Origin of the sequence: Klebsiella sp. GW_Kp182, assembly GCF_040062275.1 — a bacterium.
Classification (GTDB): Bacteria; Pseudomonadota; Gammaproteobacteria; order Enterobacterales; family Enterobacteriaceae; genus Klebsiella; species Klebsiella michiganensis.
In genome coordinates, this window is sequence record NZ_JBEAFQ010000046.1 from 52,590 (window position 1) to 72,463 (window position 19,874).

Genomic DNA, 19,874 nt, shown 5'->3' on the forward strand with positions numbered 1-19,874 from the left:
TTAAGTTTCCTGATATTCGTTAACGTAAATTGACATAAAAAAAGGCCAGCTTGCGCTGGCCCTGGATGAAAATTGCAGAAAAAAATCAGAAAGTCGCGTTACGCGGGGTCCGCGGGAACGGAATGACGTCGCGAACGTTCTGCACGCCGGTCACGTAGGCGATAAGACGCTCAAAGCCCAGACCGAAACCGGAGTGCGGTACGGTGCCGTAACGGCGCAGGTCGCGATACCACCAGTAGTCTTCTTTATTAAGACCCATTTCCGCCATACGCGCGTCAAGCACGTCCAGTCGCTCTTCACGCTGGGAGCCACCGATAATTTCACCGATGCCCGGCGCCAGAACGTCCATTGCGGCGACGGTTTTACCATCTTCGTTAAGGCGCATATAGAACGCCTTGATGTCTTTCGGGTAGTTTTTCACCACCACCGGAGCTTTAAAGTGCTCTTCCGCCAGATAGCGTTCGTGCTCGGAGGAGAGATCCACGCCCCAGTAGACCGGGTTTTCGAACGACTTACCGCAGTTTTCCAGAATGGTGACCGCGTCAGCGTAATCAACCTGGGCAAAATCAGCGGAAACGAAACGCTGCAGGCGGTCGATAGCGTCTTTATCAACGCGTTCGGCAAAGAACTGCATGTCGTCTGCGCGCTCTTCGAGAACGGCTTTGAAGACGTACTTCAGCATCGCTTCCGCCAGACCTGCCACATCGTTCAGGTTAGCAAAGGCGACTTCCGGCTCCAGCATCCAGAACTCCGCCAGGTGACGGCTGGTGTTGGAGTTTTCCGCACGGAAGGTCGGGCCAAAGGTGTAGATTTTGGACAGCGCGCAGGCGTAGGTTTCGCCGTTCAGCTGGCCGGAAACGGTCAGGAACGACTCTTTGCCGAAGAAATCTTTATCGAAATCGACTTTGCCCTGTTCGTTGCGCGGCAGGTTTTCCAGATCCAGCGTTGACACGCGGAACATCTCGCCGGCGCCTTCAGTGTCGGAAGCGGTAATCAGCGGAGTCGAAACCCAGAAGAAGCCCTGCTCGTCGAAGAAACGGTGCAGCGCCTGCGCCAGGGTATGGCGAACGCGCGCCACCGCGCCAATCAGGTTGGTGCGCGGGCGCAGGTGGGCAACTTCACGCAGGTACTCGATGCTATGGCGTTTAGCCGCCATCGGATAAGTATCAGGATCTTCCACCCAGCCGCTGACTTCCACGTGGCTGGCCTGGATTTCAAAGCTCTGGCCCTGGCCCTGAGATGCCACGACTTTACCGGTCACCACGACCGAGCAGCCGGTGGTCAGGCGCAGCACTTCCTGATTGTAATTGGGAAGAGAATTACTAATAACGGCCTGTACAGGATCAAAGCAGGAACCGTCATAGACGGCGAGGAAAGAAAAGCCAGCTTTAGAATCTCGGCGGGTACGCACCCATCCGCGCACGGTGACTTCGCTGTCAACGGCAACGCGGCCCTGGAGTACGTCGGCTACAGGCACAACGCTCATAATAGTCTCTCTTGTTAGTCCAATAGAAAAATCTGTATTCCCCTGCAACAGGGGGATATCTATGTTACCTGTCATCTTCCATCAGACAAGTAGATTTCGCACAAGAAAGGGGGGTTTTAGGAAATAAATAAGGAGATAGCCTACTTTGCTGCGTGAGAGCCTGATATTCAGAGAGATTCGTTCATTGCGATTATCCCATGCAGGGCGACCGGGGTTCTTAATGCTTGATAACGTCTCGGGGTGATAAGCGGAGGCGAATAAAAATGCGCCCGTTTTGGCGGACGCATTTTGTCTTTATATGACCTAGCTGGCTTTTTTAACCGGCGGTAGATCGAAGGCTTTGCGCAGCGCGCGGACGAAAGCTTTATCGTGACAAATCGTTTTACCCGGGCTATCCGAAAGTTTCGCCACCGGTTTACCGTTGCACTCCACCAGCTTGATAACAATATTGAGCGGCTTCACCTGAGGAATATCGCAGGTTAAACGCGTGCCGATACCGAAGCTCAGATTCACCCGCGATGAGAAGTGGCGATAGAGATCAACCGCTTTTGTCAGGTCGAGATTATCGGAAAATACCAGCACTTTGCTCAGCGGGTCGATGCCCAGCTTTTTGTAGTGGGCGATAGCCTTCTCGCCCCATTCCACCGGGTCGCCGGAGTCGTGGCGCAGCCCCTGATAGCGGGTCGCAAACTCCGGCCCGAAATCGCGCAGAAAAGCGTCCATCGTAATGCAGTCGGTCAGCGCAATCCCCAGCCGATCGGGATACTCTTCCAGCCAGGCAGCGAGAGCCGCGCGCTGGCTGCTCGCCAGGTTCGGGCTGATCTGCTGATGCGCCTGGAACCATTCGTGAGCCTGGGTCCCCATTGGGGTCAAATTCAAACGCCGCGCCAGATCGTAATTGCTGGTACCGGTGAACCAGGATTCTTGCTGAAGACGCTGAACAATCGCCTGCTGCACCTCGCGGGAGAAGCGGCGGCGGGTACCGAAATCCATCAGGCGGAAGCCCGACATATCGATATCAGCAGTGAGGCGGTTAAAGTCAGTCAGCTTATGCTCAAGGGTGTCCAGCGCGAGATCAACGCTGATTTCCGGCGAGCGATAGCGATGTACCAGCTCGCTTATCACCGCCAGCAGCGGAACTTCCCACATAATAACTTCAAGCCAGGGGCCGGAAAGGCGAATATTCAACTTGCCGTTGTCATTGATGACCGTGACCTGGCGCGGGTCGTAGCGGAAGCCGCGTAGCCACTCGAGATAGTCTGGCGCAAAGAAGGGCAGGCTCGACAACCAGTGATATTCATCGTCTTGCAGTCTCAGGTCGCGCATCGTCTCAACCTGCTCGCGAATCGCATCGGCGTAGATGCCGAGCAGATCGTCCCCGCGGCAGCGGAACTCCGCCGCAACCTGTACATCATTGTAGCGGTGGAAGACAGCCTGCTGCATGTGCAGCTTGTAGGCATCCGTATCAAGCAACGAGTGCAGTACAGGAGAAGTGAATTGGGTCATGGTGCGCAGTAGCATCCTCTCACTGGAGCGTTTCCATCAAAACCAAAGCGGTAAAAGGAGGCGGAGTATACCTGTAATACCCGACGCTGTCCCGCGGTGACGGCTGATGGCGACGCTGACGGTCATTTGCGAGGCCTAGTTTAATATATTGAACACGCATCACACCACAAGCTTTGCGCCTGGTCGAGCGCATTTCGTGCCTCTTGTGTTATCAAAATGTAGCAATTTTCATGTTTAGCATTGAAAAGATGAAGATTCTGCATAGCGAGATTTGCGCAACAGGAATAGACTGAGTCGACACTTTACAGGACACGCTAAAGGTTTTTTATGACACAACAGCCCCAAGCCAAATACCGCCACGACTACCGTGAGCCGGAGTATCTGATTAGCGATATCGATTTGACCTTTGACCTGGATGCCGCGAAAACCGTTGTGACGGCTGAGAGCAAGGTCTCCCGCCACGCGGCTACGTCTGATGTGCCATTGCGTCTGGATGGCGAAGACCTGACGTTGGTCTCTCTGCGGATTGATGGTCAGCCGTGGAGCGACTACAAGGAAGAAAATAACCAGCTGGTGATTAGCGGGTTGCCGGAACATTTCACTCTGACCATCGTCAATGAAATCAGCCCGGCGGCGAATACCGCGCTGGAAGGGCTATATCAGTCCGGCGAAGCGCTGTGTACCCAGTGCGAGGCGGAAGGCTTCCGCCACATTACCTGGTATCCGGACCGCCCGGACGTTCTGGCGCGCTTCACCACCAAAATCATCGCCGATAAAGCAAAATACCCGTTTCTGCTCTCCAACGGTAACCGCGTGGCCCAGGGCGAGCTGGAAAATGGCCGTCACTGGATCCAGTGGCAGGACCCGTTCCCAAAACCGTGCTACCTGTTTGCGCTGGTGGCCGGTGATTTTGACGTCCTGCGCGATACCTTCAAAACCCGTTCGGGGCGTGAAGTGGCGCTGGAGCTCTACGTTGACCGCGGTAACCTTGACCGCGCGCCGTGGGCGATGACCTCGCTGCAAAATTCGATGAAGTGGGACGAAACCCGCTTTGGTCTCGAGTACGACCTCGACATCTATATGATTGTCGCCGTCGACTTCTTCAACATGGGCGCCATGGAGAACAAAGGCCTTAACGTCTTTAACTCCAAATACGTACTGGCGCGTACCGATACCGCGACCGATAAAGATTACCTGGATATCGAGCGCGTGATTGGTCATGAATACTTCCATAACTGGACCGGCAATCGCGTGACCTGCCGCGACTGGTTCCAGCTCAGCCTGAAAGAGGGGCTGACCGTCTTCCGCGATCAGGAATTCAGCTCCGACCTCGGCTCGCGCGCGGTGAACCGCATCAATAACGTACGCACCATGCGCGGTCTGCAGTTTGCCGAAGACGCCAGCCCGATGGCGCATCCGATTCGCCCGGATAGCGTGATTGAGATGAACAACTTCTATACCCTGACGGTGTATGAGAAGGGAGCGGAAGTGATCCGCATGCTGCATACCCTGCTGGGCGAAGAAAATTTCCAGAAAGGCATGCAGCTCTATTTTGAGCGCCACGACGGCAGCGCCGCGACCTGCGACGACTTTGTCCAGGCGATGGAAGACGCTTCCAACGTCGATCTGTCCCACTTCCGCCGCTGGTATAGCCAGTCCGGTACGCCGATTGTCACCGTCCATGATGACTACAACCCGGAAACGGAGCAGTACACGCTGACCATCAGCCAGCGCACGCCGCCGACCGCTGAGCAGGCGGAGAAGCTGCCGCTGCATATTCCGTTCGACATCGAGCTGTACGATAACGAAGGCAAGGTAATCCCGCTGCAGAAGGGCGGTCACCCGGTGCATCACGTGCTGAACGTCACCCAGGCGGAGCAGACTTTTGTTTTCGACAACGTTTACTTCCAGCCTGTCCCGGCGCTGCTTTGCGAGTTTTCCGCGCCGGTGAAGCTGGAGTACAAATGGAGCGATCAGCAGCTGACCTTCCTGATGCGCCACGCGCGGAATGATTTCTCCCGCTGGGACGCGGCGCAGAGCCTGCTGGCGACCTATATCAAACTCAACGTCAACCGTCACCAGCAGGGGCAGCCGCTGTCTCTGCCGATTCACGTCGCCGATGCGTTCCGCGCGATTCTGCTGGATGAGAAGATCGATCCGGCGCTGGCGGCGGAGATCCTGACGATGCCTTCAGCGAATGAAATGGCGGAGCTGTTTGCGATTATCGATCCGCTTGCCATCGCGGCGGTGCGCGAAGCGCTGACCCGCACGCTGGCGAAAGAGCTGGCTGACGAGTTCCTGGCGGTTTACAACGCCAACAAGCTCGACGGCTACCGCGTTGAGCATGCCGATATCGGTAAGCGTTCTCTGCGTAATACCTGCCTGCGCTACCTGGCGTTTGGCGATACCGAGCTGGCGGATAAACTGATTAGCGCGCAGTATCACCATGCGGACAATATGACCGACGCGCTGGCGGCGCTGGCGGCGGCCGTAGCGGCCCAGCTGCCGTGCCGCGATGCGCTGATGCAGGAATATGACGACAAGTGGCACCAGGACGGACTGGTCATGGATAAATGGTTTATCCTGCAGTCCACCAGCCCGGCGGATAACGTCCTGGAGACGGTTCGCGGCCTGTTGCATCATCGCTCGTTCAGCATGGGTAACCCGAACCGCGTCCGTTCTCTGATCGGCGCCTTTGCCGGCAGCAACCCGGCGGCGTTCCATGCAGAAGACGGCAGCGGCTATCAGTTCCTGGTCGAGATGCTGACTGAGCTGAACAGCCGCAACCCGCAGGTGGCTTCGCGTCTGATTGAGCCGCTGATTCGTCTGAAACGCTATGACGAGAAACGTCAGGCGCTGATGCGCGGGGCGCTGGAGCAGCTGAAGGGTCTGGAGAATCTTTCCGGGGATCTGTTCGAGAAAATCAGTAAAGCGCTGGCGTAACGCCAGCGCGAGTCCAAACCTGTAGCCCCGCTAAGCGCAGCGCGAGCGGGGGAACGTCGCAGTCGTTAACCGTGGCTCACTAAGCGTGGCGAGGATTCGTTCTTGCCGCGCTGCATCACCCGATTCAGTACTTCCGCTTCCAGTTCGGCCAGCTTCGCTGAACCCGTGCGTCGCGGACGGGGAATGTCCACCAGCAGATCCAGCCCTATCTTCCCCTCTTCAATCAGCAAAACGCGATCGGCCATCGCCACCGCCTCGCTGACGTCGTGGGTGACCAGCAGAACGGTAAATCCGTGCTCCTGCCACAGCGAGACAATCAGATCCTGCATCTCCAGGCGAGTGAGGGCGTCCAGCGCGCCCAGCGGTTCATCAAGCAGTAATAATCCGGGGCGATGAATTAACGCGCGAGCCAGCGCCACGCGCTGCTTTTGCCCGCCGGAAAGCGCCGCGGGCCATTCACCGGCGCGGTCTTCAAGGCCGACGCTCGCCAGCGCCTTGAGCGCCGCCTCGCGCCACTGCCCCTTCAGCCCGAGGCCGACATTGTCGATCACCGTTTTCCACGGCAGCAGGCGGGAATCCTGGAACATCATCCGGGTATCCTCCTGGATTTGCGCCAGCGGCGTCGAACCCGCCAGCAGCTGCCCGGCGTTGGGTTTTTCCAGCCCGGCGAGCAGCCGCAGCAGGGTGCTTTTACCGCCGCCGCTGCGTCCGACCACCGCGACAAATTGCCCGGTGGGAATATGCAGATCGAGTTCATTCAGAATCGTTTTGCTGCCGTAACGCTTGCTTACGCCGTTTAGCAGTAGCGGGATCCCCGGATTAAGACGCGCGGTTGTCATGCGTTGGCCTCCTGAAGGTGGTAAGCCGGATTCCAGCGCAGCCAGACGCGTTCAAGAAGCTGTGCGCTGAAGTCGGCCAGTTTGCCGAGAATAGCGTAAAGAATAATGGCGACGACCACGACATCGGTCTGCAGAAATTCGCGGGCATTCATCGCCAGATAGCCGATACCGGCGTTAGCCGAGATGGTTTCAGCCACGATCAGCGTTAACCACATCAGGCCGAGCGCAAACCGGATGCCGACCATAATGGAGGGCAGGGCGCCCGGCAGGATCACGTGACGGAACAGAGCAAAACCCGATAAGCCATAGCTGCGGGCCATCTCCACCAGACCCCGGTCAATGTTTCGAATACCGTGCCAGGTGTTGATATAAATCGGGAACATCGTCCCCAGCGCCACGAGGAAAATTTTGGCGCTTTCATCGATGCCGAACCATAAAATCACCAGCGGAATCAGCGCGAGGTGCGGTACGTTGCGCAGCATCTGAATGGAGGTGTCCAGCAGGCGTTCGCCCCAGCGCGACAGGCCGCTGATAAGCCCGAGAACCAGGCCAATGGAACCGCCGATGCTGAAACCAATAAGCGCCCGCCATGAGCTGATGGCCAGATGTTGCCAAAGCTCGCCGCTGGCGGAGAGCGTCCAGAAGGCTTTGAGCACCCCTTCCGGTGACGGCAAAATACGGGTAGAGAGCCAACCAACGGAAGAGGCGAATTGCCATACAATCACGCTGCCAACCGGCAAAAGCCAGGGGGCTATGCGGATCAGGAGTTTTTGCGAAAGCGTCGCCATACAGTGTTCCTTTATTCTTTAGCGTTTTGCCTGGTGATGGGCATCAACGCTGAACTTTAAACGTGCTCAACCCGCTGTAAGGTTTTCAGCGCCGGCGCGCGGCTGCTGGGGCGATGCAGCGCCTGCCAGAAGGTTTCCAGCGCCTGGTCGAGGCGGCCCTTCAGATTCGGGGTAAACTGCGGTTTATGCTGATAATCCGTAACCTGGCTATCGTCAGCGAAAACGCCGTGGAGGATCTCCTGGGCTTTCAGCGCGTTGAGTACCGGTTTTAAGGCGTAATCCACCGCCAGCATATGGGCGATGGTTCCGCCGGTAGCCAGCGGCAGAACGATTTTGCCCTCCAGCGCGCGCTCCGGCAGCAGGTCCAGAAGCGTCTTTAACGCGCCGGAAAAAGAGGCCTTATAGACGGGCGTCGCAATGATCAGCCCATCGGCGCCGGCAAGCTGTTCATTTAACGCATGGAGGGCTGGGTTATCAAAGCGAGCGTAGAGCAGGTCTTCCGGAGCGAAATTCTGCAGATGCCAGTGGCAGACCTCGATATCCGCCGCCGAAAGCGTCTCTCTGGCGTATTCCAGAAGCGCGCTGGAGCGGGAAGGGTAGCGCGGGCTGCCCGCAAGTGTGATGACTCGCATACTCTCTCCTTATAACTAAATATTTGCATTTATCTATAATTGATAACATTTAGCCGCAGTGTGACAGAGCGCTTTTATTTCCCTAAATGATTTATCCGGCGTTGGATTGTCAGAAAGTGCATAACGAGCGGGAGAAAAGTAAACGTTTGCGTCGGAGGTAAGATTTTTTGTCGTAGGTCAATTCCCTTTCCGGGGTGGATCGCACATAATACGCCCCCGGTTTGCACACCGGGAATCCAGGAGAGTTCATGTACTACCCCTTCGTTCGTAAAGCCCTTTTTCAGCTCGATCCTGAGCGCGCTCATGAAGTCACTTTTCAACAATTACGCCGTGTTTCGGGTACCCCGCTGGAAATGTTGGTTCGCCAGAAGGTACCGACAAAGCCGGTAACCTGTATGGGGCTCACATTTAAGAACCCGCTGGGCCTGGCCGCCGGGCTGGATAAGAACGGCGAGTGCATTGATGCCCTCGGGGCGATGGGTTTTGGTTCCATTGAAATTGGTACCGTGACGCCGCGTCCACAGCCGGGCAACGATAAGCCAAGGATCTTCCGCCTGGTCGATGCCGAAGGTTTGATCAACCGCATGGGCTTTAATAACCACGGTGTTGATAACCTCGTGGAGAACGTAAAAAAGGCGCATTTTGACGGCATTCTGGGTATTAATATTGGCAAGAATAAAGATACACCGGTAGAACAAGGCAAAGATGATTATCTGATTTGTATGGAAAAAATCTATGCTTATGCCGGCTATATCGCCATTAATATCTCCTCGCCGAATACCCCAGGCTTGCGTACTTTACAATACGGAGATGCGCTGGACGATTTGCTTTCTGGTATTAAAAATAAGCAACGCGAGCTACAAGAGAAACATCAAAAATATGTTCCTGTGGCCGTAAAGATCGCTCCGGATCTTTCCGTCGAAGAATTGATCCAGGTAGCGGACAGTTTAGTCCGGCATAATATAGATGGCGTCATTGCCACCAATACCACTCTGGATCGATCGCTGGTGCAGGGGATGAAACATTGTGATGAAACCGGTGGCCTTAGCGGACGTCCATTGCAGCTGAAGAGTACGGAAATTATCCGCATGCTGTCTGCGGAATTAAATGGCCGCCTGCCAATTATCGGAGTCGGCGGTATTGACTCGGTGATTGCCGCCCGGGAAAAGATAGCCGCCGGAGCGACGCTGGTGCAGATTTATTCCGGATTTATTTTTAAAGGCCCGCCGCTGATTAAAGAAATTGTTACCCATATCTAATCTTTTCCCCCTCTGATACTCCACCAGGGCTTTATTTATAGCCCTGGTTGTTTTATATTCCTTCATTGTTGCTTATTTAGACATTTTAGTCTTTTCTTAATTTTTGAAATATTCTGTAGCAGTTTACCTGTTTATTACAGACGGAAGTGGAAGAGGACGGGGGTAGAAATGCGGATCAAACCTGACGATAACTGGCGCTGGTATTACGATGAAGAGCATGACCGCATGATGCTCGATCTGGCTAATGGTATGTTATTCAGATCGCGTTTTGCTCGCCGCATGTTGACGCCCGACGCCTTCGCGCCTTCCGGATTTTGCGTTGATGACGCAGCGCTCTATTTTTCATTTGAAGAAAAGTGCCGCGATCTTGAATTATCAAAAGAACAGCGCGCTGAATTAGTACTCAATGCGCTGGTCGCTATTCGTTTTCTCAAGCCGCAAATGCCGAAAAGCTGGCATTTCAACACGCATGAAGAGAGCTGGCAGCCCGGCGTTGGCGATGCCGCCAGCGCATGGCTCAGCGATACCGGCCAGCAGGTGAATCTGCTGGTGGTTGAGCCCGGAGAAAACGCCGCGCTGTGCCTGTTAGCCCAGCCCGGTCTGACGCTTGCCGGGCGGGTGATGCAGCTCGGCGACGTGATTAAAATTATGAACGACAGGCTGCAGCCAGCGCCAGGCGTCGCCAGCTACAGCCTGGGTCAGGCGGTTTAAGGCGCCAGCCTCACCGCGGTTTTCGGCACGCAGCTACAGCATAAAATGGTGCCATCTGCGGCGACCGCGTTTTTCTTCAGCGCGCTGACTTCTCCTTCTTCCAGCCGGATGCGGCAGCTGCCGCAAATCCCAGCCCGGCAGGAGTAAGGAATACGAATTCCCTGTTGTTCCAGCTGCTCCAGCAAGATTTGCTGATTATTACCGGTAAAACTCACTCCCTGCCACGCTATTTCTACCGTCGCGTTCTCCTGCGCTTCAGGTGCCGGCGTAGTATCACTCTCGCCTGCGCCGTAGGCCTTCGCCGGGCCGCGGGCCAGCACTTCTAACGCATCGCCCACGCGGATTACGCCGCTATTTCGCGCGATCAGGTTCTGGCCAAAATCGACATCGCCGTTATCCAGCGCTGTGCGGAAACGCTGCAGCGTGCTTAAGGGCTCCCCGGAAGGATGCTTTTGCCCGCGCTCCGGGCTGACGGTAGTTAATACGCAGCGGCTGCACGGTTTGACGACATCAAAAATGACCTCGCCAATACGCACCACTTTCCACGTATCTTCTTCCCAGGCGGCCGCGCCGGTCACCAGCAGATTTGGGCGAAATTGTTCTATGCTTACGCTGGCCGGACAGCGATTTTGCAGATCGCGCAGCGAAGCTTCATTGGCCAGCAGATAGGGAAAACCGTCGGCAAAAGAGAGGGGGACGGCATCGTGACGTTTTACCCTGCGGCTGAGCGCTGGCCCCAGCCAGCGGAGCTGAACGCTGCGGTTGAAGAACCCGCTTAGCCACTGGTTCACCCGGTCCGGGGCAATCAGGGCGGTAAAATGGTTGCCCCAGACTTCGGTCGGCTCCTGCTGTATGGAGAAATCGCTGAAGCGCACCATCGCGCTGCTGCCGTCCGGCGCGGTCAGATGCAGACCATCATGGAGCGGCGCGGGAATAAATTTGACCATTTGCGGAAACTGACGGGCGGTAATGAAGGTGCCATCGGTTTCCGTCACCATAAATATACGATCGAAGGCCAGCCCGCTGCTGTCTGCATAAGCGTGGCTGAGCCCCATTCCCCGCATCGATTTGACGGGATGAATAAAAAGTCGCGAAAGGGTTACCATACGCTGCCCCTGGCTTTAAAAATAAGCCTTTAACTTTATGACATGGGGCGCATATTGGCTATAATGCGCACCAATTTTCTTTTAGTAAAAGTGACGATATGAATTCTCTGTTTGCCAGTACGGCTCGTGGGCTGGAAGAGCTGTTAAAAACTGAACTGGAAGGGCTGGGCGCGGTGGACTGCCAGTTGGTCCAGGGCGGGGTCCATTTTCAGGGAGATACGCGGCTGCTGTATCAAAGCCTGATGTGGAGCCGGCTGGCTTCGCGGATTATGCTGCCGCTGGGGCAGTGCAGCGTATACAGCGACCTGGATCTGTACCTTGGCGTACAGGCCATTCCATGGACGGAGATTTTCACTCAGAATGCCACTTTTGCCGTGCACTTTAGCGGGCTGAACGAAGAGATCCGCAACAGCCAGTACGGGGCGTTGAAGGTGAAAGACGCCATCGTCGACAGCTTTACGCGTAAGAATCTGCCGCGTCCCAACGTCGATCGCGAAAATCCCGATCTGCGTATTAACGTCTGGCTGAATAAAGAGACCGCGCATATCTCCCTGGATCTTAGCGGCGAGGGGCTACACCTGCGCGGCTACCGCGACGGTACCGGTATGGCGCCAATCAAAGAAAACCTGGCTGCGGCGATAGTGATGCGTTCCGGCTGGGCTGCCGGTACGCCGCTGCTCGATCCCATGTGCGGTTCCGGTACGCTGCTGATTGAAGCGGCGATGCTTGCTACCGATCGTGCGCCGGGTTTACACCGCGGCCATTGGGGTTTCGGCGGCTGGGCGCAGCATGACGATGCTATCTGGAAAGAGGTGAAGTCCGAAGCGCAAACCCGCGCCCGTCAGGGGCTGGCGGCGTATGAGTCGCGCTTTTACGGTTCCGACGTTGACGCCCGCGTCATCGAACGCGCGCAGCGCAACGCCCGTCGCGCCGGTATTGGCGAACTGATTACCTTCGAAGTGAAAGACGTTGCCCAGCTTAGCAACCCACTGCCGAAGGGCCCTTACGGCACGGTGATAAGCAACCCGCCGTACGGCGAGCGTCTGGAGAGTGAACCGGCGCTGATTGCCCTGCATAGCCTGCTGGGGCGGATCATGAAAAATCAGTTTGGCGGCTGGAACCTGTCGCTGTTTAGCGCCTCGCCGGATCTGCTGAGCTGCCTGCAGCTGCGCGCTGATAAGCAGTTCAAAGCGAAAAATGGACCGCTCGACTGCGTCCAGAAGAACTATCATCTTGCGGAAAACGAAGGTGGCAAAACCGCGATGCTGGCGGAAGATTTCGCCAACCGTCTGCGTAAGAACCTGAAAAAATATGAGAAGTGGGCGCGTCAGGAAGGCATTGAATGCTATCGCCTGTATGATGCCGACCTCCCGGAGTACAACGTCGCTATCGACCGCTACGCCGACTGGGTGGTGGTGCAGGAGTATGCGCCGCCGAAAACCGTTGACGCGCACAAGGCCCGCCAGCGCCTGTTTGATATTATCGCCGCCACCATTGCCGTACTGGGGATTGCGCCGAACAAGCTGGTGCTGAAAACCCGCGAACGGCAGAAAGGGAAAAACCAGTATCAGAAAATGGGTGAAAAAGGTGAGTTCATTGAGGTGCAGGAGTATAACGCACGTCTGTGGGTAAACCTGACCGACTACCTGGATACCGGGCTGTTCCTCGACCACCGTATTGCTCGCCGCATGCTGGGCCAGATGAGCAAAGGCAAAGATTTCCTCAACCTTTTCTCCTACACCGGTAGCGCCAGCGTCCACGCCGGCCTTGGCGGCGCGCGTTCCACGACGACGGTCGATATGTCACGTACCTATCTTGAATGGGCTGAACGTAACCTGCGCCTCAATGGCTTAACCGGCCGCGCGCATCGCCTGATGCAGGCTGATGTGCTGGGCTGGCTGCGGGAGACCACCGAACAGTTTGATCTGATCTTTATCGATCCGCCAACCTTCTCCAACTCCAAGCGTATGGATGATGCGTTTGACGTACAGCGCGATCATTTGCGCCTGATGACTGATTTAAAACGTCTGCTGCGTAAAGGCGGCACGATCATGTTCTCGAACAACAAACGCGGTTTCCGTATGGATCATGACGGGCTGGCGCAGCTGGGCCTGAAGGCGCAGGAGATCACGCAAAAAACGCTGTCTCAGGATTTTGCCCGCAACCGTCAGATTCACAACTGCTGGCTGATTACCGCAGCCTGAAAGGAATAAAGAATGTCTTTAATTAGTATGCACGGCGCCTGGCTCTCTTTCAGCGATGCGCCGCTGCTGGATAATGCTGAACTGCATATCGAAGATAACGAACGCGTCTGCCTGGTAGGGCGCAACGGTGCGGGTAAATCGACCCTGATGAAGATCCTCAATCGTGAACAGGGTCTTGATGACGGGCGCATTATCTATGAACTGGATCTGGTTGTGGCGCGTCTACAGCAGGATCCGCCGCGTAATGTTACCGGAACCGTCTATGACTTTGTGGCGGAAGGTATTGCTGAACAAGCGGCATACCTCAAGGGTTATCACGATGTTTCGCAGCTGGTGATGACCGACCCGAGCGACAAGAATCTGAACGAACTGGCGCGCCTTCAGGAACAGCTGGATAATTTAGGGCTGTGGCAGCTCGATAGCCGCATTAATGAAGTGCTGGAACAGCTGAATCTGGATCCTAACGCCGAGCTTTCCTCGCTGTCCGGCGGCTGGCTGCGTAAAGCGGCCCTCGGCCGCGCGCTGGTCAGCGGGCCGCGCGTGCTGCTGCTCGATGAACCGACCAACCACCTCGATATTGAAACTATCGACTGGCTGGAAGGTTTCCTGAAGATGTTCAAAGGCACCATTATTTTTATTTCGCACGACCGTTCCTTTATTCGCAACATGGCGACGCGAATTGTCGATCTCGATCGCGGTAAGCTGGTGACCTATCCGGGGAACTACGATCAATATCTGCTGGATAAAGAAGAAGCGCTGCGCGTGGAAGAGTTACAGAACGCGGAGTTCGATCGCAAGCTGGCGCAGGAAGAAGTGTGGATCCGTCAGGGGATCAAAGCGCGTCGCACACGTAACGAAGGGCGCGTGCGGGCGTTGAAAGCCATGCGCCGCGAGCGCGGTGAGCGCCGTGAAGTGATGGGCAGCGCGAAGATGCAGGTGGAAGAGGCCGCGCGTTCGGGCAAGATTGTGTTCGAAATGGAGAACGTCAACTACCAGGTTGATGGCAAGGTGCTGGTTAAAGACTTCACCGCCCAAATCCAGCGCGGTGACAAAATTGCGCTGATTGGCCCGAACGGCTGCGGCAAAACTACGCTGCTGAAGCTGATGCTCGGTCAGCTGCAGGCGGATAGCGGACGTATTCATGTGGGTACCAAGCTGGAAGTGGCTTACTTCGACCAGCACCGCGCGGAACTTGATCCGGATAAAACGGTGATGGACAACCTCGCGGAAGGTAAACAGGAAGTGATGGTGAACGGCAAACCGCGCCACGTCCTGGGCTATCTGCAGGACTTTATGTTCCATCCGAAACGCGCGATGACGCCGGTGCGGGCACTATCGGGCGGGGAGCGTAACCGCCTGCTGCTGGCGCGCCTGTTCCTCAAGCCCAGCAACCTGTTGATACTCGATGAACCGACAAACGATCTGGATGTCGAAACCCTGGAGCTGCTGGAAGAGCTTGTCGACGGTTATCAGGGAACCGTGATGCTGGTGAGCCACGACCGTCAGTTTGTGGATAACACGGTAACGGAGTGTTGGATCTTCGAAGGCGCGGGGCAAATTGGCCAATACGTGGGCGGCTATCATGACGCCCGCGGTCAGCAGGCGCAGTATCTGGCGAAAAAACAGCCGGTTTCTAAAAAGACAGTTGAAGTTGCTCAACCGAAAGCAGAAAGTGTCAAACGCGCTGCCAGCAAACTAAGCTATAACCTGCAGCGCGAGCTGGAACAGCTGCCGCAAAAACTGGAAGAACTGGAAGCCCAGCTGCAGAATTTGCAGGAGCAGGTTGCCGACCCTTCTTTCTTTGGTCAGTCGCATGACCATACGCAGCAGGTGCTCGCACAGCTGAGTGAAGCGGAGCAGGCGCTGGAAACCGCCTTCGAACGCTGGGAATATCTCGAAGGTTTAAAAAACGGCGCATAAGCTGAGGAGTTTTCATGTGCGATCATCATCATGCTGCGCGGCATATCCTGTGTCGACAATGTGATCTGCTGGTGGCTTTGCCGCAGCTGGAGCATCGCCAGAAAGCTACGTGTCCGCGTTGCGGAACGACATTAACAACGTCATGGGACGCGCCCCGGCAGCGTCCCACAGCCTACGCGCTGGTCGCGTTGTTTATGCTGCTGCTGGCCAATCTGTTCCCCTTCATCTATATGAAGGTTGGAGGGATCAGCAGCGAAATCGAGCTGCTGGAAATTCCGAACGTGCTGTTTAGCGAGGATTACGCCAGCCTCGGTACCTTCTTTTTACTTTTCGTCCAGCTGGTGCCGGCTTTCTGCCTGGTCACCATACTGCTGCTGGTCAATCGGGTGAGCATGCCTTCCGGGCTAAAGGCGTTTCTGGCGCGGATCCTGTTTCACCTTAAAACCTGGGGGATGGCGGAAATCTTTCTCGCCGGGGTGCTGGTCAGCTTCGTTAAGCTGATGGCCTACGGCGATATCGGCATCGGCCTGAGCTTCGTTCCCTGGTGTATGTTCTGCCTGTTACAGCTGAGGACGTTCCAGTGCGTTGATCGCCGCTGGTTATGGGATGATATTGCACCAATGCCGCCGATTACACAGCCGCTGAAAGTCGGCGTCTCCGGCCTGCGTCAGGGGCTACGCTCGTGCTCATGCTGCACGGCGGTTTTGCCCGTCGATGAGGCCGTTTGTCCGCGCTGTCGGACAAGGGGAACCGCCCGGCGTAAAAACAGCCTGCAGTGGACGCTGGCGCTGTTGGTGACTTCGCTGATCCTCTATATGCCCGCCAATATTCTGCCGATCATGATTACCGACCTGCTGGGCGATAAAATGCCTTCCACGATTATGGCGGGGGTGATCCTGCTGTGGAGCGAAGGATCGTATCCGGTGGCGATGGTGATCTTTATTGCCAGTATTATGGTGCCGACGTTAAAAATGATCGCCATTGGCTGGCTATGCTGGAACGCCAGCGGCAAGGGAGCGCGCGACTCGGAGCGCATGCATCTGATTTATGAAGTCGTCGAGTTTGTTGGCCGCTGGTCAATGATTGATGTGTTTGTTATCGCAGTCCTCTCCGCTCTGGTTCGCATCGGTGGATTAATGAATATCTATCCGGCGATAGGAGCAGTGATGTTTGCGCTGGTCGTAGTAATGACAATGTTTTCGGCCATGACCTTTGACCCGCGTTTATTGTGGGATCGTGAGCCAGATTCAAGCCATGAGGAAAGACTGCAGCATGGAAAATAAGAGCGGAGAAGCGAAAGTGCAAAAGGTGAAGAACTGGTCACCGGTGTGGATCTTCCCGATAGTCACGGCGCTGATTGGCGCATGGATTCTCTTTTATCACTATAGCCACCAGGGGCCGGAAGTGACCCTGATAACCACTAACGCAGAAGGTATTGAAGGGGGCAAAACCCGGATAAAAAGCCGCAGCGTTGACGTCGGCGTGATTGAAAGCGCGACGCTGACGGACGACCTGACCCACGTGGAGATTAAAGCGCGGCTGAATTCAGGTATGGAAAAACTGCTGCACCAGGATTCGGTTTTTTGGGTGGTTAAACCGCAGGTCGGCCGTGAAGGGATTAGCGGTCTGGGAACGCTGTTATCCGGCGCCTATATCGAACTGCAGCCGGGAAGCAAAGGCTCTGTTCCTGCTCAGTATCCGCTGCTGGATTCACCGCCGCTGGCCTCCCCTGATGCTAAAGGTATTCGCATTCTGCTGGAAAGCAGCAAAGCGGGGCAGCTTTCACCCGGCGATCCGGTGCTTTTCCGCGGCTACCGCGTAGGTTCAGTTGAAACCAGCACCTTCGATGCGCAAAAACGCAATATTACCTATCAGCTGTTTATTAGCGCGCCTAACGATCGGTTGGTGACCAATAACGTGCGCTTCTGGAAAGATAGCGGTATTGCGGTGGATCTGACCGCTGCGGGTATGCGCGTTGAGATGGGATCGCTGTCGACCCTGTTTGGCGGCGGCGTCAGCTTTGATATTCCCGAAGGGCTACCGTTAGGTGAGCCGGTGGCGAATAAAACAGAATATCATCTGTTTGACGATCAACGCAGCATCCAGGATTCGGTGTTTACCCAGCATATTGACTACGTGATGTTCTTTAAAGATTCGATTCGTGGTCTGCAGCCCGGCGCGCCGGTTGAGTTCCGCGGTATCCGTCTGGGGACCGTCGGCAAGGTGCCGTTCTTTGTTCCTGGGCTGAAGCAGAACATCAACGACGATTACCGTATCCCGGTAGAAGTGCGAATTGAACCGGAACGTCTGATCAATCAGTTAGGCGCTAATCCTGACATTCGTAAGCATATCGATGATCTAATGAATCGCGGGCTGCGCGGTTCGCTTAAAACCGGAAACCTGGTGACCGGCGCGCTGTATATCGATCTCGACTTCTACCCGAAAGCCCCTCCGCGCGGCAAGATTCAGGAGTTTGGCGGTTATCCGATTATTCCAACCGTGAGCGGTGGCCTGGCGCAGATCCAGCAGCGCCTGATGGACGCGCTGGATAAAATTAACAATCTGCCAATTAACCCGCTGCTGGAGCAGGCAACCAGTACGCTGGCGCAAAGTGAAAAAACGATGCAGCACGTACAGGCGACGCTGGACAGTCTGAACAAGATAACGTCAAGTCAGTCGATGCAGCAGCTACCGGGCGATATGCAGAATACGTTGCGCGAGCTTAATCGTAGTATGCAGGGCTTCCAGCCGGGATCTGCGGCATACAATAAGATGGTTGCGGATATGCAGCGTCTCGATCAGGTTCTTCGTGAACTGCAGCCGGTACTGAAAACGCTCAATGATAAGAGCAATGCGCTGGTATTTGAGGCGAAGGATAAAAAAGATCCGCAGCCGAAGGGAGCGAAATAATGAAGAAATGGCTAATAGCGGCGGCGGTATGCGCGCTGACGGCATGCAGTAGCGGCGGTGAGAGTAAAACTTACTATCAGCTTCCCGTGGCGCAGGGTGGCGCGCAAAGCGCCGCCCACCAAAGCAAAAACTTGCTTTGGGTCGAGCAGGTGAGCATTCCGGATTATCTTGCCGGTAACGGGGTGGTCTATCAGACCACCGATGTTCAGTATGTGATTGCGAATAACAATCTGTGGGCGAGCCCGCTCGATCAGCAACTGAAAACGACGCTGGTGGCGAACCTTAGCAACCAGCTTCCGGGTTGGGTGATTGCCTCTCAACCGCTGGGGAGCGAGCAGGATACGCTGAACGTGTCCGTCAGCGGTTTTCACGGCCGTTACGATGGCCGGGTCATCGTTAGCGGCGAGTGGCTGCTGAAGCATCAGGGGCAGCTGATTAAGCGGCCGTTCCATATTGAGCTTAAGCAACAAGAGGATGGTTACGACGCGATGGTGAAAACGCTCGCGCAGGCCTGGACCCAGGAAGCGACGGCGATTGCCAGCGAGATTAACCGCTTGCCATAAGTAAAATTAATAAGAATAAAAGCCGCTGCGACAGTGAAAATCGCAGCGGCTTTTTTATTTGTCTCATCAGTTTGTTACTTGTGCTGGTTCACAGTTTTTGTACAAACGAAGTTTCATGTAGCTCACAAATATGACAATGGCGTGAATTTTGCGCATTGACGCTATCCCCGATTCGCGGTATTCGTTAACCGTGGTTGCGTATTTAGTGACCATTGTTTTCTTTTCCACCAGATCAAAGTATGAGGGAAACGAGGCATGAAGAGACAAAAACGAGATCGCCTGGAGCGGGCACATCAGCGTGGGTACCAGGCCGGTATTACCGGAAGGTCTAAGGAAATGTGTCCTTACCAGACCTTAAACCAAAGGTCTTATTGGCTAGGAGGCTGGCGAGAGGCCATGGAGGACAGGGTACAAATTGCCTGACTGTCTCTTTAAAAAGAAGCCTCCGCTGCGCGGGGGCTTCGCCTTTTCTAACGCGTGATGTTTATCAGAACGCGGAAGTGTCCTGGAACAGGCCCACTTTCAGATCGGTTGCGGTGTAAATCAAACGACCGTCAACCAGCACTTCTCCATCCGCCAGCCCCATAATCAAACGACGGTTTATCACGCGTTTGAAATGAATACGGTAGGTCACTTTCTTCGCCGTTGGCAGTATCTGGCCGGTGAGCTTCACTTCGCCCACGCCTAATGCACGTCCTTTACCTTCGCCGCCTAACCAGCCCAGGTAGAAGCCAACCAGCTGCCACATGGCATCCAGGCCCAGACAGCCCGGCATCACCGGGTCACCAATGAAATGGCAACCGAAGAACCACAGGTCCGGGTTAATATCGAGTTCTGCCTCAACATAACCTTTGTCATAGTTACCACCGGTTTCGGTCATTTTGATGACGCGGTCCATCATCAGCATACTTGGCGCCGGCAGCTGTGGGCCTTTGGCGCCAAAGAGTTCGCCACGACCAGAGGCAAGAAGGTCTTCTTTTGTATAGGATTCGCGTTTATCTACCATG

General features: G+C 55.5%; 16 protein-coding genes. 9 read left to right on the top strand and 7 right to left on the bottom strand.

Going from position 1 to position 19,874, the window contains the following annotated elements; all coding sequences use genetic code 11:
• Positions 1 to 85: 85 nt before the first annotated feature.
• Both asnS and pncB read right to left on the bottom strand, forming a co-directional pair.
• Positions 86 to 1,486: an asparagine--tRNA ligase gene (gene asnS, locus ABLU88_RS20105; RefSeq protein ID WP_348837729.1), complete on the bottom strand. Its 1,401-nt coding sequence runs from the start codon at positions 1,484 to 1,486 to the stop codon at positions 86 to 88.
• A gap of 303 nt (positions 1,487 to 1,789) precedes the next feature.
• Positions 1,790 to 2,992, bottom strand: a complete 1,203-nt coding sequence (pncB, locus tag ABLU88_RS20110) for a nicotinate phosphoribosyltransferase (protein WP_025107499.1) — start codon at positions 2,990 to 2,992, stop codon at positions 1,790 to 1,792.
• Between the two features lie 327 nt (positions 2,993 to 3,319).
• On the opposite strand from pncB, the gene pepN reads away from it, so the two are divergent.
• Positions 3,320 to 5,935: an aminopeptidase N gene (gene pepN, locus ABLU88_RS20115; RefSeq protein ID WP_070596095.1), complete on the top strand. Its 2,616-nt coding sequence runs from the start codon at positions 3,320 to 3,322 to the stop codon at positions 5,933 to 5,935.
• Positions 5,936 to 6,000: 65 nt separating this feature from the next.
• Here the strand turns inward: pepN and ssuB are convergent, their stop codons facing one another.
• From ssuB to ssuE, 3 genes are read right to left on the bottom strand one after another with little or no spacing between them, the layout of a single operon-like run.
• A complete protein-coding gene (gene ssuB, locus ABLU88_RS20120; RefSeq protein WP_014837971.1) occupies positions 6,001 to 6,774 on the bottom strand; it encodes an aliphatic sulfonates ABC transporter ATP-binding protein in 774 nt (257 codons plus the stop codon).
• Complete coding sequence (gene ssuC / locus ABLU88_RS20125) at positions 6,771 to 7,562, bottom strand: aliphatic sulfonate ABC transporter permease SsuC (protein WP_004849501.1); 792 nt, start codon at positions 7,560 to 7,562, stop codon at positions 6,771 to 6,773. The genes ssuB and ssuC overlap by 4 nt, the downstream gene beginning before the upstream one ends.
• Positions 7,563 to 7,618: 56 nt before the next feature.
• A complete protein-coding gene (ssuE, locus tag ABLU88_RS20130; RefSeq protein ID WP_348837732.1) occupies positions 7,619 to 8,194 on the bottom strand; it encodes an NADPH-dependent FMN reductase in 576 nt (191 codons plus the stop codon).
• 248 nt (positions 8,195 to 8,442) lie between these two features.
• On the opposite strand from ssuE, the gene pyrD reads away from it, so the two are divergent.
• Together pyrD and zapC are read left to right on the top strand one after the other, a co-directional pair.
• The gene (pyrD, locus tag ABLU88_RS20135; protein WP_004130996.1) at positions 8,443 to 9,453 is read left to right on the top strand and encodes a quinone-dependent dihydroorotate dehydrogenase; all 1,011 of its coding nucleotides are present in this window, start codon (positions 8,443 to 8,445) and stop codon (positions 9,451 to 9,453) included.
• Between the two features lie 168 nt (positions 9,454 to 9,621).
• Entirely contained in the window at positions 9,622 to 10,164 is a 543-nt protein-coding gene (gene zapC / locus ABLU88_RS20140; RefSeq protein WP_004849504.1) for a cell division protein ZapC, read from the top strand.
• Here zapC and ABLU88_RS20145 read toward each other — a convergent pair.
• Complete coding sequence (locus tag ABLU88_RS20145) at positions 10,161 to 11,270, bottom strand: YcbX family protein (RefSeq protein ID WP_038424273.1); 1,110 nt, start codon at positions 11,268 to 11,270, stop codon at positions 10,161 to 10,163. The two genes, zapC and ABLU88_RS20145, sit on opposite strands and share 4 nt — an antisense overlap.
• Positions 11,271 to 11,368: 98 nt before the next feature.
• Here ABLU88_RS20145 and rlmKL point away from each other — a divergent pair, with 98 nt between their 5' ends.
• The 6 genes from rlmKL to rmf all read left to right on the top strand — a co-directional run bounded on the left by rlmKL (position 11,369) and on the right by rmf (position 19,290).
• On the top strand, positions 11,369 to 13,474 hold the full coding sequence (gene rlmKL / locus ABLU88_RS20150) for a bifunctional 23S rRNA (guanine(2069)-N(7))-methyltransferase RlmK/23S rRNA (guanine(2445)-N(2))-methyltransferase RlmL (protein ID WP_064358359.1): 2,106 nt from the start codon (positions 11,369 to 11,371) through the stop codon (positions 13,472 to 13,474).
• Between the two features lie 12 nt (positions 13,475 to 13,486).
• Positions 13,487 to 15,394 carry an ABC transporter ATP-binding protein gene (locus ABLU88_RS20155; protein WP_004849507.1) on the top strand — a complete coding sequence of 636 codons (1,908 nt, stop codon included), beginning with the start codon at positions 13,487 to 13,489 and terminating at the stop codon, positions 15,392 to 15,394.
• Positions 15,395 to 15,408: 14 nt separating this feature from the next.
• Positions 15,409 to 16,677 carry a membrane integrity-associated transporter subunit PqiA gene (gene pqiA, locus ABLU88_RS20160; RefSeq protein ID WP_049079884.1) on the top strand — a complete coding sequence of 423 codons (1,269 nt, stop codon included), beginning with the start codon at positions 15,409 to 15,411 and terminating at the stop codon, positions 16,675 to 16,677.
• Positions 16,667 to 18,304: an intermembrane transport protein PqiB gene (gene pqiB, locus ABLU88_RS20165; protein WP_025107496.1), complete on the top strand. Its 1,638-nt coding sequence runs from the start codon at positions 16,667 to 16,669 to the stop codon at positions 18,302 to 18,304. The genes pqiA and pqiB overlap by 11 nt, the downstream gene beginning before the upstream one ends.
• The gene (pqiC, locus tag ABLU88_RS20170; protein ID WP_064377398.1) at positions 18,304 to 18,867 is read left to right on the top strand and encodes a membrane integrity-associated transporter subunit PqiC; all 564 of its coding nucleotides are present in this window, start codon (positions 18,304 to 18,306) and stop codon (positions 18,865 to 18,867) included. Before pqiB ends, pqiC begins: the two co-directional genes overlap by 1 nt.
• A 255-nt stretch (positions 18,868 to 19,122) precedes the next feature.
• Positions 19,123 to 19,290: a ribosome modulation factor gene (gene rmf / locus ABLU88_RS20175; RefSeq protein WP_004100764.1), complete on the top strand. Its 168-nt coding sequence runs from the start codon at positions 19,123 to 19,125 to the stop codon at positions 19,288 to 19,290.
• Positions 19,291 to 19,354: 64 nt separating this feature from the next.
• On the opposite strand, the gene fabA is transcribed toward rmf, so the two are convergent.
• Positions 19,355 to 19,873 (bottom strand): bifunctional 3-hydroxydecanoyl-ACP dehydratase/trans-2-decenoyl-ACP isomerase, encoded by a 519-nt coding sequence (gene fabA, locus ABLU88_RS20180; RefSeq protein WP_004849514.1) that lies wholly within the window; start codon positions 19,871 to 19,873, stop codon positions 19,355 to 19,357.
• Position 19,874: the final 1 nt, after the last annotated feature.